The sequence below is a fragment of the Pedobacter sp. UC225_61 genome (assembly GCF_044452285.1).
In the GTDB taxonomy this organism is placed as follows: Bacteria; Bacteroidota; Bacteroidia; order Sphingobacteriales; family Sphingobacteriaceae; genus Pedobacter.
In genome coordinates this window covers 3608801-3622182 of record NZ_JBIOAL010000001.1, presented here as the reverse complement: position 1 = coordinate 3622182, position 13382 = coordinate 3608801, and the positions used below count along the sequence as shown (strand labels likewise).

The 13382-nt window shown below is 36.5% G+C and carries 12 protein-coding genes; 1 reads left to right on the top strand and 11 read right to left on the bottom strand.

Annotated features, from left to right (window positions below):
- Nucleotides 1-146 precede the first annotated feature (146 nt).
- From truA to ACHMWN_RS16465, 7 genes are all read right to left on the bottom strand, one after another.
- The gene (truA, locus tag ACHMWN_RS16495; protein ID WP_397303350.1) at nt 147-944 is read right to left on the bottom strand and encodes a tRNA pseudouridine(38-40) synthase TruA; all 798 of its coding nucleotides are present in this window, start codon (nt 942-944) and stop codon (nt 147-149) included.
- Nucleotides 945-2039: 1095 nt separating this feature from the next.
- Nucleotides 2040-2510, bottom strand: a complete 471-nt coding sequence (locus ACHMWN_RS16490) for a DinB family protein (protein ID WP_397303348.1) — start codon at nt 2508-2510, stop codon at nt 2040-2042.
- On the bottom strand, nt 2507-3379 hold the full coding sequence (locus ACHMWN_RS16485; protein WP_397303345.1) for a ThuA domain-containing protein: 873 nt from the start codon (nt 3377-3379) through the stop codon (nt 2507-2509). Before ACHMWN_RS16485 ends, ACHMWN_RS16490 begins: the two co-directional genes overlap by 4 nt.
- A 148-nt stretch (nt 3380-3527) precedes the next feature.
- A complete protein-coding gene (locus tag ACHMWN_RS16480; RefSeq protein WP_397303342.1) occupies nt 3528-5951 on the bottom strand; it encodes an alpha/beta hydrolase family protein in 2424 nt (807 codons plus the stop codon).
- A gap of 366 nt (nt 5952-6317) precedes the next feature.
- Nucleotides 6318-7565, bottom strand: coding sequence for a hypothetical protein (locus ACHMWN_RS16475; protein WP_397303340.1), 1248 nt, complete (start codon nt 7563-7565; stop codon nt 6318-6320).
- Entirely contained in the window at nt 7562-8116 is a 555-nt protein-coding gene (locus ACHMWN_RS16470; RefSeq protein WP_397303337.1) for an RNA polymerase sigma factor, read from the bottom strand. The genes ACHMWN_RS16475 and ACHMWN_RS16470 overlap by 4 nt, the downstream gene beginning before the upstream one ends.
- 3 nt (nt 8117-8119) lie before the next feature.
- Nucleotides 8120-8521, bottom strand: coding sequence for a hypothetical protein (locus ACHMWN_RS16465; RefSeq protein ID WP_397303334.1), 402 nt, complete (start codon nt 8519-8521; stop codon nt 8120-8122).
- 149 nt (nt 8522-8670) lie between these two features.
- On the opposite strand from ACHMWN_RS16465, the gene ACHMWN_RS16460 reads away from it, so the two are divergent.
- Nucleotides 8671-9969, top strand: coding sequence for a DEAD/DEAH box helicase (locus tag ACHMWN_RS16460; protein WP_397303333.1), 1299 nt, complete (start codon nt 8671-8673; stop codon nt 9967-9969).
- 315 nt (nt 9970-10284) lie between these two features.
- On the opposite strand, the gene ACHMWN_RS16455 is transcribed toward ACHMWN_RS16460, so the two are convergent.
- From ACHMWN_RS16455 to mazG, 4 genes are all read right to left on the bottom strand, one after another.
- Nucleotides 10285-10785, bottom strand: coding sequence for a nuclear transport factor 2 family protein (locus tag ACHMWN_RS16455; RefSeq protein WP_397303330.1), 501 nt, complete (start codon nt 10783-10785; stop codon nt 10285-10287).
- Between the two features lie 62 nt (nt 10786-10847).
- The gene (locus ACHMWN_RS16450; protein ID WP_397303327.1) at nt 10848-11558 is read right to left on the bottom strand and encodes a M949_RS01915 family surface polysaccharide biosynthesis protein; all 711 of its coding nucleotides are present in this window, start codon (nt 11556-11558) and stop codon (nt 10848-10850) included.
- A gap of 203 nt (nt 11559-11761) precedes the next feature.
- The gene (locus ACHMWN_RS16445; protein ID WP_397303325.1) at nt 11762-12391 is read right to left on the bottom strand and encodes a hypothetical protein; all 630 of its coding nucleotides are present in this window, start codon (nt 12389-12391) and stop codon (nt 11762-11764) included.
- 183 nt (nt 12392-12574) lie between these two features.
- Complete coding sequence (mazG, locus tag ACHMWN_RS16440) at nt 12575-13381, bottom strand: nucleoside triphosphate pyrophosphohydrolase (protein ID WP_397303322.1); 807 nt, start codon at nt 13379-13381, stop codon at nt 12575-12577.
- Nucleotide 13382 lies beyond the last annotated feature (1 nt).

Sequence of the window (13382 nt, the reverse complement as noted above, 5' to 3'; positions counted from 1 at the left end):
GGGACACTAAGTGCCTACTTGTAATAATTTATTACTTGTAAACTTTGCTATTTTCTTTGCATTATGCTTGGTTGCCGTTATGCATGTCCCCCGATGGCGGGGGCAGGGGGTGGCTAATTGCACACAAAACTTTCATGTAAAATTACCTAAACCTCAACCCAATCTTTCTGTTGTAAGCCGGCAAACTCTGTTCTTGGAGGTAAGTTTAAATAAGGATACGTTACTTTAGATAAATATAAACCTGTAGGATGTGCAATTTCTAGGAGGGCTGGTGTTTCTTTGGTAATGAGTAGGTTTTCAAACTCATCAACACTCATGTTGCCAGTTCCTATTTTTAAGAGCTTCCCTGTAATAATGCGAATCATCTTTCCTAAAAAACGATTGGAAGCAATGTGAAATCGAATGTGATCGCCGTTTGCAGCGGTGTATAAATTGGCTTCCATCACATTGCAAATGGTATGTTCGTTTTTATCGGGCGTGGTACAAAAAGCTCGGTAATCTTTATACTGCGCTAATAAAGCAGTTGCCTTCTTCATCTCTGTTAAATCTAGCTTGTCAAACTCATAATATGAACTTAGCTGACTTAGAAAAGGATTTTTATAGGTGTGAATGTAATAATCGTACTGACGCTGAACGGCATCGAACCTAGCATGTGGTTTTCCTGCTAAAGGGATGATATCGAAAATGGCAATATTGTGTGGTAGTACTTTATTCAGTCTGAAGACTAAATCAAAGTCCCATTCTTGTTCAATATCTGCATGGAAAAAGAACTGACTGGCATGTACACCTAAATCGGTTCTGCCGCAACCATTGATGGTTAACGGTGTTTTAAAAATCTGACTCAGCTTATCTTCAATAACTTCTTGTACACTGTTTACTTTTGGCTGTCTTTGCCAACCACTATACGTATGGCCGTTGTAACCGATATGGAAGAAGTATCTCAAAAGAATGGGCTTTAGCTAGCAAAGGTAAGGTTTCAAATGTTGATTTTATAAGAAGAAGATGAATGTACCACCCTCTTTAATTCTCCCGCCAGCGGGAGACACGTGATGCTTACTTGTCTAGTTTATTATTATAGGGTTATAAGTCATGCTTTTCGGGTATTATGCATGCCCCTGTGGGCGGGGGTTGGTTTACGAAATTATTTTTGGTTGATGCCACCCTCTTTAATTCTCCCGCCAGCGGGAGAGACATGATGCTTACTTGTCTAGTTTATTATTACAGGGTTATAAATCATGCTTTTCGGGTATTATGCATGCCCCTGTGGGCGGGGGTTGGTTTACGAAATTATTTTTGGTTGATGCCACCCTCTTTAATTCTCCCGCCAGCGGGAGAGACATGATGCTTACTTGTCTAGTTTATTATTACAGGGTTATAAGTCATGCTTTTCGGGTATTATGCATGCCCCTGTGGGCGGGGGTTGGTTTACGAAATTATTTTTGGTTGATGCCACCCTCTTTAATTCTCCCGCCAGCGGGAGAGACATGATGCTTACTTGTCTAGTTTATTATTACAGGGTTATAAGTCATGCTTTTCGGGTATTATGCATGCCCCTGTGGGCGGGGGTTGGTTTACGAAATTATTTTTGGTTGATGCCACCCTCTTTAATTCTCCCGCCAGCGGGAGAGACATGATGCTTACTTGTCTAGTTTATTATTACAGGGTTATAAATCATGCTTTTCGGGTATTATGCATGCCCCTGTGGGCGGGGGTTGGTTTACGAAATTATTTTTGGTTGATGCCACCCTCTTTAATTCTCCCGCCAGCGGGAGGCACGTGATGCTTACTTGTCTAGTTTATTATTACAGGGTTATAAGTCATGCTTTTTGGGTATTATGCATGCCCCCTGTGGGCGGGGGTTGGTTTATGAAATTATTTTTGGTTGATGCCACCCTCTTTAATTCTCCCGCCAGCGGGAGAGACATGATGCTTACTTGTCTAGTTTATTATTGCAGGGTTATAAGTCATGCTTTTTTGCATTATGCATGTCCCCCGCTGGCGGGGGTTGGGGGGTGGTGCTTAGTGCACCTAATAGGTCCTTACCCCTGCATCTTCACTAACTTCTTTAACCCTAAACAACAGCCATAATGTAAACCATCATGACAGGCAATAAATGCCATTGCATCGTCTATGCTGGTTAAGGTTAAGCCCGGGAAGGTTGAAATGGTGTAGGGTGTGTAGTTATCGAATTTGTTTTGTGCTAAGTCGACTGCTAATTGATCGATGGTACTCAATAAATAGCCTTTCATTTGTTCAATTTCTGCTGCACTAATGTATCGTTCTGGTTTAGATCCATTTTTATATAAATCAACCAGTTCTTTTTCAATTACCAATTCATTACCCGATAAACGGTAACACAACAATTGCTGACTTACGACTAAATGTCCCATTTGCCAAGCTAAATTATTGTTAAATCCTGTCGGGATATAGTTTAATTCATCTGTAGTTAAATCTGATAAAAAACTTAATAGTTTGTTTCTTGCTGCGGTACTAATTTCTATATTTTTCAAAACTTTTCTTTTAATTTAAATCGTGTTTCTTTTCCTATTGGTTGTTTACCATTTCCTAACCATAACAGGCTATTGATGATAAATTGATTTTGTGTTTCGTTCTCAAAGGTATGCGATAGAGATGTGGTGGTTTTTCCATACTTGTGTTCGTAATCCATGTCGTTATGTCCCATGTTTACGTAAATCATGTGGTAGTTTTTATTGCTCCACGCGACAGGATAAAAACCACTTTGCCAAATCTCATGTGCTTTAGGTCCAGTGCCCAAAGGGAAGCTGGTAGAGTCGACAGTTAATAAAATAGCTATGTTTGGGTTTTTGCGTAAATCTTTCTCCCATCTATACCATTCGTTAGGTTGAGATTTAAAGGTTTGGGGCAAGTTTTTAGTGACTGGATGATTGCTGTTTGTTCTTAAAATTGCAGAAGTAGGTCGCCAGGTATTACTGCCGTATTGTCCAGAACCTAAGAACTCGTTGTGGTACCAATCCCAATTTTGTGGGTAAGTAGACGGGGTTAAAGCAAAAGCCGAAAAGTGGAAACCCATCCATGCTCCACCATTCTTCATGTAGGTTTCAAATGCTAACCGTTGTTCAGGTTTTTCTGGTCGAGTATCTAAAAACAGCACAACTTGATACTTAGCTAAGAATGTTGCATTCAGGTTACTCCAGTTCGAGGTAGAATCATAGCTAAAGTTGTATTTCTCTGCCATCTTTGGGAACCAGGTATTGGCATCGTGTACATAACTTACATGAGCTTGGTCATTTATGCCTGTGTAAAAGGCAATAACGTTGAACTTTTTTGTTTTTTGCGCTTGGACATTGACAGTAACGGCTAGGGCAATTATTAGGAGGAGGCTCGTCTTTTTTAACATGGCGATTTTTTTACCATTAGGGAATGAAGTAACATTACGTCTTAACTTCTTACTGTTTAATTTTTTAAACTAAAAACCACATAGAAACCTAGTACACATAGTTATACGTTTAGTCTATGTTAGCTATGTTCCTATGTGGTTCAACCAATTATTTTGATACTGTTGGTTTAGCGTTCTTTACATACGTATCTAACCAAGTATTCATTTCCCATAGCATGTGCAAGATATTTTCTTTTCCTCTGTAGCCGTGAGCTTCATACGGTAAATACACAAAACGAGTGGTGCCACCAAAGCCTTTAATTGCGTTAAATAAACGTTCGCTGTTAATAGGGAAAGTACCCGGATTATCATCCATTTCTCCGTGAATTAACAAGATTGGCGTTTTAATTTTGTTCGCGTAGCTAAACGGACTCATTTCATAATACAATTGAGGAGCATCCCAATAGGTACGGTCTTCATTTTGGAAACCAAAAGGAGTAAGGGTTCTGTTGTATGCACCGCTGCGGGCAATACCAGCTTTAAATAAATTAGTGTGTGCTAATAAGTTGGCCGTCATAAATGCACCGTAACTATGTCCACCCACTGCCATTCTATTTCTATCACCCACACCCATGTCACTTAATTTATTAATAGCCGCTTCCGCATTTAGTTTTAACTGATCTACAAACGTATCGTTCGGTTTTTTGCCATCTTTAGCTACAATTGGCATTTCTGCATTGTCTAATACGGCATAGCCTTGGGTTACAAAAAACAATGGGCCGCCAGAACTGATGGTGGTAAACTTATCTTGCGAACCTCTAATTTGTGCAGCATCTGTTGCAGAGTTAAACTCGCGAGGGTACGCCCATATTAAAACTGGCAATGGACCATCTTTCTCTTTGTTGTATCCTTTAGGTAAATATAAATCACCTGTTAAATCAATGCCGTCAGCACGTTTGTAAGAAATCTTTTCTTTAGTTACTCCTTCTAATTGTGTGTATGGATTGGTGAAGTTGGTGATCTTTCTATCTGCTACACGTAACACTAAGTTTTTGATGAAATAGTTTGGTGCATCTTTTTGGCTTTCTCTACGTGTTAATAACACTAATTTCTGTGGATCTAACACATCGGTTACCATTTCGAAGCTGCCTGGTTGACTGCGCCATAAGATTTCTGATTTTTTAGTGTTTAAATCAAACTTCGCTAAGAAAGGTAAATCGCCTTTGGCAGATGCACCTGTGGTATTGTTTAACAATAACTTAGTGCCACCGTCTGTGGTTAATACTACTTGTCGACCATATTTATTTTTTTCGGTTACTGGAAACCCAGGATTGTTATAGGCATCATTTGTACTCAACTCGTATAAAGTTTCTACTGCACCTGTGGTTGGGTTGTAACGACTTAATTTAGACGTTTGTTTGGTTCTAGAATTTTCTCTTACCAAGGCTAATGTAGCATTACCCCAGCTAATGCCACCAAATCTCATTTTAGTTTTAAAGAGTTCTTTAGGTGTGCTTGTAAACGGAGCAGATAATTCTAACACAACGTCATGAAATTCTACGTTTTTCTTAATCAAACCACTATCTAAAGGTTTAGCCCATACAATTGTTGCAGGCTCATCATCACGCCAATCGAAACCTCTTGGTACGTTTTGTACGTTATCGTAACCTGAAGGTCTTTCTTCACTTGATGGCAAATCTGCTAGTTGTTTAACCAATTTTCCAGTTCTATCTGTAATGTTTACTACCGATGGAAAACCGCCAGCAGATACTAAATAAGAGAATGGTTTTTTGATGGTACGCAAAATCATGTAATTTTTATCTGGCGAAATAGAAATGCCACTGTAAATGGCTGGTTTGCCAATTGGAGTTTCTACACCTGCTTTGTTTTGTATCAATTGCGAAGTTGCAAAGAACTCGAACAATTGTTCGTCAAAAGGAGATTTAATTAAATCTTGTAAGGTTGGGTTAGGAGCAGCTTTGCCTAAGTTTTGCTGAATGGTTGGGCCTTTAGGTGCCAAAGGACGAGTTGGTGCTAAGTTAGCCGCTTTTACAGCTACTCTATACAATAAGGTATTATCATCAACCCATGTTGCACCGCCACCCATAATGGCATTTAAAGGTTGTTTGTTCACTTTCATTGCCTTGCCTGTGGCTACATCTATCACGTATAAATCAACTCTGTTTTGAGTAGTTTGTGTAAAGGCAATTTTAGTTTCGCTTGGGTTCCAGTTTACGCTACTTGCATACAATGGACTTGGCAAACCAGTAACTGCTACTGTTTTGTCGGTTTTTATATTTTTTAAACTGAAATTATTAATAAACGTTTGGCGACTTGCCGAGTAGTTATTTGGATTAATACGCATACCCGCAATACGGTACTCGGGCATGGCTAATTCTTCTACAGATGGGAAAGAATTACGTTCGCTAAACAACATCCATTCAGCTTTACTATCAATGCTTACGCTAGGTGTTGGTTTTGCCAATAATAAATCTGCAATCGCCTTTGGCGGCAGTTGATAGTTAATGGCATCTTGTGCAAAAACACTTCCACTAATGGCGATTAGGAAGAGGTTGAGGATGATTTTTTTCATTTCGTTAGTTTAAATTTTCCAATAGATAAACTTACAAAATATTGCAGAGATCAGTCTGTTTGTATCAAAAAAATGATAAGCTGTTTTCTTTAGCCTTAATGTTCGCCATTGCTAATTCCATTCCGTCATTGCGAGGTACGAAGCAATCTTAAAGCGATATACAATACCCATAGTTGTAAGATTACTCATAATTAGTTGTTATTTTAATTGTATTCGTGAACTCACTATGTTCGGTTGTCTTTGTACCTCGCAATGACGCATTGATTATAAAAGAGATTTTCGCCTGTACTTAGCCGAAGAATAAACTAATTAGTTATTTCTTTTGACTAGGCGTAAAACTGAATTTTAAATTTAATCCTACTGTGTTTATTTTAAGATTTTTTCGCCCATACTACCAATGGCAGGTTTAAAATAAGGTTCGAAAATTATGGAGTTGCTTTTGCCAATGTTCTGATTGATACCAATGGCGAAAATAGCACTGTTGGCAAAATCGAAACCCTTTAGTTTTGTTTTCTCTACTTCTTCTTTTGGTTCTGAAGTATACCCTAAACTAGAAACTGTATTTACATTATACCCATACGTATACTTTTGATTTAAATATGAGTTTGAATTGACACCTGCTGCTACATAGAAGTTTTGTTTTTTTGTAGGATAAAACTTTAAGGTAACTGGTAAATCTAAATTCAATAATTGGGCATTGATTTTCACATCACTAATGCTCGATGTACTTACGACCATACCCCCTTTAGCAACATAAGAGTTTAATGCATCTGAACTTGCAACGGCCGCTACCGGAACACTGTTTTTGTAATCAATTTTATTTTGACTTACCCCTGCACCAAAACTTAAGAATATACCTTTGGTAACCTTCACATTTGCATTCACCCCAAAGCCAGCATTTAATTTCACAGCATTATCTGCATAGTAGTTTAAAAAAGTACCGGTAAACACATCAATAGAGTTTTTAATGGCCTTGCTTTTTTCTTCCACTTTGGTGGAGCTTTTAGCTAATAGCTTCGTTTGCTCCTTCAAAAACTCTTCTGTCGTTTTTTTGGTGTTTATAGTTTCACTTGGAATGACAACAGGATTGTTAGCAATAACTGAATTTTGTTGGATCTTCTCCTTAACCGTATCAATCTTATGAGCAACACCAGCTTGGGCTATTGCGTTTACTGCAGCACTATTTTCAATAGGATTAATTTTTACTTTCTTCTCTATAACTTTAGGTTCAACAGCTTTTATAAATGTATCTTCTTGAGCTAAAACTAGTGGTTGCCCAACTTTTTCAATAGGAGATGTTACCACTTTATCCTGTTTTAAAATGATAGGTTGTTCTTGCTGTTTACTACCAGTCGTTGGTTTTACATCTGTTTTTGTTTGAACGGTTTGTGTAGTGTGTTCTATTTCTTTTGGCGATTTATTAACCCATAAGAACAAACCAAAAACAACTAAAATAGACGCAGCAATGCCTGTTATCCACCAAATAGGTAATTTCTTACTTTGCTCTGGATATTTTTCACGCAATGCCAACCAGCCGTTTTCGCTACCCCCGTCATCTGCGTCTTCAAAAACAGATTTTATCCGTAAAACTAGTTCTTCATCCATATTTTTCATTTCGTATAAATTGAATGAGTAATCAATAAATTTTGGAGTGCTTGTTTCGCCCTGCTTAAATACGTTCGCGATGAACTTTCAGGAATATTTAACAACTCTCCAATTTCTTTATGTGTATAACCATCTATTTCGTATAGGTTAAAAACGATATGCTGTGTCTCATTTAAATTCTTCATTAAACTCAAAATATCTTTCATCGAAAGTTGGTCTATCGCCGATGAATAGGTAGTTTGTGCTGCGGTATCTGTCATCTCTATCGCCTGACTAAAACGCATGTTTTTGCGTTTGTAATCCAATGAGGTGTTCACTAAGATCTTTCTAAACCAAGGCTTAAAATCTGCACCTTCTTTAAACGTGTTTAAATACTTAAAAGCCTTAATAAATGCATCGTTAGCAGCTTCAAGTGCATCGTCTCTATTTATTAAATACCGTAAACAAATACCCAATGCGTAGCCATAAAAATGTTTATACAACATTTCTTGATACTGCAGATTACCGGTTTTACAGTTACGAATTAAATCATCAAGATTTGATAGCTGAGGCTTAAGCATTAATTAATTCAACTGCTTTAATCTATATTGGTAATAGTTATTGTCGATTGGGGTTGTAGCATATAAAACTCTCGTTAAAATTAAACTATCTGCCAATGCCTGATAGGTATACGTACCATTTAAAATTAAATTCCAATCAAAGTCAGCAGTCCAAACATTTTTATCAGAAAAAGTAACAGTTCTCTTGTCCTCTAGTTTAAAAGAGCCATTGCCTAATTTTGGACCCTTTTTAACTTCAAAGTTTCCATTTAATAAGGTTAGTTCTGTATCAATCATCACCATCTTCCCATCTTGTTTTGTTCTAAAAGTACCAGTATAGGTTCCCTTAAAATCTTTAGCGTTTTTGTCTTTTTCGCAGGCTAATAGTGTAGCGGCTAGTAACGAAATAAAAATTAGTTTCTTCATGTTTATGTTTGTTTTGATAACCTATACGCGGATAAGCTATAAAACGCGACAGCGAAATTAAAATAAATCTCCTACTATTAAACGCTGATTTCTGATAGTCCTTTATATTTTCTGTAAATTTGTTCCCTCATCAATTTACAAAGCAAAAAGTGTCTTTAGAACAATTAAAATTAAGCAAACCTTTAGTATCTGCTATGACAGCAGCAGGATACCTAAGTCCAAAAGAAATTCAGGCTAAAACCATGTCACGTATTTTAGGCGGACAAGATATTATTGCCATTGGGCCAGAAGGAGCAGGGAAAACAACAACCTATATTCTTGGTGTTTTAATGCGCTTAAAATATGGCTTTGAAGAAGCACCACGAGCGTTGATTTTAGTGCCAACTAAAGAAAAGGTGTTAGAAGTGATGGCGCAGTTTGAACTTTTAAATAGAAATCAAACCATTCGTATTGTTGGACTTCATGCAGATGGCAGTATGGAAGCACAAATAAATGAATTAACGGATGGAGTAGATATTGTTGTGGCAGTTCCTTCGAGAGCGAGAGCAGTTTATTTGAAGCTAGGATTGAACACTAACAAAATTCAAATGCTTATTGTAGATGATGCTGCAGATATGGTGAAATTAGGTATGCAATTACCAATTAACGAGTTGGCAAACAGTATTCAGAAATGTCAGCATTTAATATTTACAGAAGTAATGCATGATCGGTTAGCTATAATGATTGAACCTTTTATGAAATTACCAACTACCATTGAGGTAGAGGACTTAGGTGATAGTGAAACGGAAACACATACACAGCTTTTGTATCATGTGCCAAATTTTAGAACCAAATTGAACTTGTTAAATCTGTTATTGAAGGATGCAGAGGTATTTGATAAAGTGGTAGTTTTTGTAAATACTCGTTTAACTGCTCAAACTTTAGCCAAAGATTTATTTGATGGCAAGGCCGATGACGTTTTTGTATACAAACCTTTATTTTTTGATGAAGCAGGCTTTGATGACATTGAAGATTTTAAAGCGGTTGATGAAGCTCGAGTATTGATTATAGCGAATGAAGGTTTACCTACACTAGATTTAGAAGGTATTCCGTTTATTTTCCACTTTGAATTACCGGTACAAAAAGAAACGTATTTAACCAGAATTGTAAAGCAAGGCGATGAAGATGTAATGGCCATTACCTTTACTACAGATTTAGAATTGCCTCAAGTACGCAAAATAGAACAAGCTATTGGTAAAAAGATAGAGGTTGCAGATTTACCTGAAGATTTGTTGGTGGAGGATATGGGCAAAGCTTCTGCACAGAAAAGTAAATTGGCTAAAGAACAAGAAGAGGAAGAAGAATACCGCGACGCTGCATTTCATAAACGAAAAGAGAGCAATGCGAAGACCACTAATTATGGTATTGGTCAGAAAGCGATTATGAATAAGAAGAAGAAACACGGTTAATTTTATTTTTCGTCATTTCGACCGTAGTGGAGAACCACGAAGTGCTCAGCGAAGCTAATCTTTTCCAATTTATTTACTCCATGCTTGTCATCCTGAGCTTGTCGAAGGGTTTTCTGGCTCGCCGCCGCTAAGGCTCTTTCTTTCAGCTCACCACTATTGCCGTCTTTGCGAGGCACGAAGCAATCTCCTTTTTAATTAATCACCCTATAGCATGAATGAGATTGTCGCTTCGGTGAAGAACCTCCTTCGCAAAGACGAGTTTGTTATTATAATTGAATTCATAAAAAAGTCCCGATTTTCATCGAGACTTTAATTTTATCTTTCCATAGGATGACGGACATATTCCGTCCATCTTGCTACTTTTCCATTCTCAATTTTTATATCATTAAACATGCTCATGCTGCTTCTTTTGCCGTCTTTACTTTCTCCGTATTGTTTATACCACAAGCTAACCCATTCTTCACTTTTATCTTCGCTAACTACAGATTCCATATCATCCATATTAATGGTAATACTGTTGTATTTATCCATTTCTTGTTGTGCTGCCTTTAAGAATTCGGCTCTGGTTCCATTTAGTTCATAACCATCAACTGAAAGGTAAACGCTATCACTCATAAATGTTTTTAAAGCTGCCGTGTCTCTACTCTCAAAAGCTTTAAGGGCATTCATAGCAATAATCATATTCTTAGGATCAGCGTTCATATCCCAATTGTAAGCCTTTTTAACAGCATAAGGATATTTAACTGTTTTAGAATCTTTACTTCTGCAACTTGCAAATAGGAAAGTAATTAAGAGTAAAATGGAGAGGCGTTTCATTTTTTTGTATTTAATTGTATTTAAAGTTAATGAATAGTAATTAAATTTAATCTATTTTGAACTTATTCATTACTAATAGCAACAGCTTTTTTATCCATCTTTTCTGCATAAGCAGTAGGGAAAATGGCATGCTTGTTTTTAACCATTTTTTCCATCAATTCTTTTATGTGTGTTTGAATTTGGGTAGGCAAACTATAAAATGTTACATCTACTTGTGTTTTGCGTTCATGATCTAATACACCGTTTTGGTGTCTAATTGCAACTTTCTGACCTTTATAATAGATTAAAATTTTAGCTCTACCATCGTCGTAACCATTTGCACCAAAAGTACCATAAACAATAATTGGTTCTATTAAACCATCTGCATCTAAATCATTAAACTCACAGTATTTTGTCCAAAACCAAATTGAACTTTCCTTTTCTTCGCCTTTTAAGTTAGGCGTTTTAAAATCGTTAATCTCCCATTTTTTAACGCTTATTGTTTTATCAACTTTAAAATTAAATGCCTTAAGAGAATAGTTTACAGTATCTTTTTCTTTGTTTACGGTGTCTGCACTTTCAGATAATGCGACATAATAGGTTCCGCTTTTATCCTGGTAAGTATATGCCCTAAAAATTGGAAAATTGATGAGGTTCTTTTTCTTGAAAGTAGGAGTAAAGAATTCTTCAGTTTCTGTTTTAGTCAGTTTTTTACTGCTAGGAGTGATGTCAGTTTGTGCGGTAGCTGTTAAAGTAAAAAGGCAAAGAAGTAAAAGTGTGTAGATTTTTTTCATTTGTGTATGTATGTAATGGCAAATATATGAAATATTAAAGGCCACAGATGCGCAGATTAAATTTGATAATCGTTATTGCGAGGCACTAAGCAACCTACAACGTGAGCATAAATGTAACCCATCCTTTAAGATTGCTTCGCTTTGCTCGCAATGACGGAAATTCTAATAAAACGACTTATAAATTGAACTAAGGTTATTTGTTGTTAATAAAGGCTTTTAGTTAAGTCGATGGTTTTAACAAGTGAAGGAGTAGTTTTAACCGTAATAGGAAATGGATCATTTATAATACTACATTCTTTAAAATCACCCAGGTAATGAAAAATGTATTCTTGCTCTACAAATGTTCGAGCTCTTCTTCCCGTTAAGGAAAAATCTCGTTTTCCGTTAATTTTAATGGAAATTGGTTTGTCCTTTTCTAATTCACATAGTTTAAATTCGCTTCTAGGAGGATCGCCAACTTCGAAATAACCTGGTTTTAGATACAATTCAATTTTATCATCTAGTTTTACTTGTAAAAAATCAAACTTATTTAAGCTGTTTCGTTTAAAGCACAGATTTTTTTCTTCGGTGTACACCACATTTTGCTGTTGTTGAAAATTATCATCAATCATTAGTAGCAAATCGCAGTTTTCAAAATTGGGTTGCTGCAAAATAGATTGAGGCAAGGAAACTACCTCATTGTTAACTATGCCAGAAGTTGATTGAATGGACTTCCAATCTATTTTAGCCTTCCTATCCTCAAAAGATTTCTCTTCTTTTCCATAGGTGTTAATGTTCCTAAAAAGTTGGATTAGCCTAAAAGGTTTTTTAAAAGTTATGGATTGAGGTTTCATAAGTTTTAATTTGTTATCGGGACTGAATATTTAAGATAATAAATTACAAATAGGAGATTGCCACGCTACGCTCGCAATGACGAACGTGATGTTAGCCTAACTTGTCGTCTTTGCGAAGGAGGTTCTTCGCCGACTGCGGCAATCTCATTCTTACAATAAACATAGGACATGCCTTTAAAAGTTCTACAATTTCTTCGCTTCATTCCAATACACATCCATTTCTGCCAATGTCATATCTTGTAAAGCTTTGCCACTTTCTTTTGCTTTACTTTCTAAAAACTGAAAGCGTTTAATGAATTTCTTATTGGTTTTTTCTAAAGCGTTTTCCGGATTAATATCTATAAATCGAGCATAATTCACTAATGAGAACAGTAAATCTCCAAATTCGCCTTCTGCTTTTTCTTTATCAATGTTTTCGTTTTTTGCGATGTTAAATTCATCCTTAAATTCTTGTAATTCTTCTTCAACTTTAGCCCAAACTTGTTCTTTTTCTTCCCAATCGAAACCTACGCCTCTAGCTTTTTCTTGAATTCTACTCGCTTTTACTAAAGCGGGTAATCCAGCAGGAACCCCACCTAAAACGGATTTATTTCCTTCTTTTAGTTTAATCTGTTCCCAATTTCGCTTTACATCTTCCTCATTTTTCACCTCAACATCGCCGTAAATGTGTGGGTGGCGATTAATTAATTTATCACACACCCCGTTTAACACATCAGTAATGTTGAAATCATTTGTTTCACTTGCAATACGAGCATAAAACACCAAGTGCATCATTAAATCGCCTAGTTCTTTTTTAATTTCTTGTGTATCACCTTCTAAAATAGCATCAGAAAGCTCATAGGTCTCTTCGATGGTTAAATGTCTTAGCGTTTCCATGGTCTGTTTTTTATCCCATGGGCATTGTGTGCGAAGTGTGTCTAACACATTTAGCAATCTTAAAAAAGCAGTATCTGGACTTGATGTAGCTGGAGGTGGAATATTTGCAGGCATA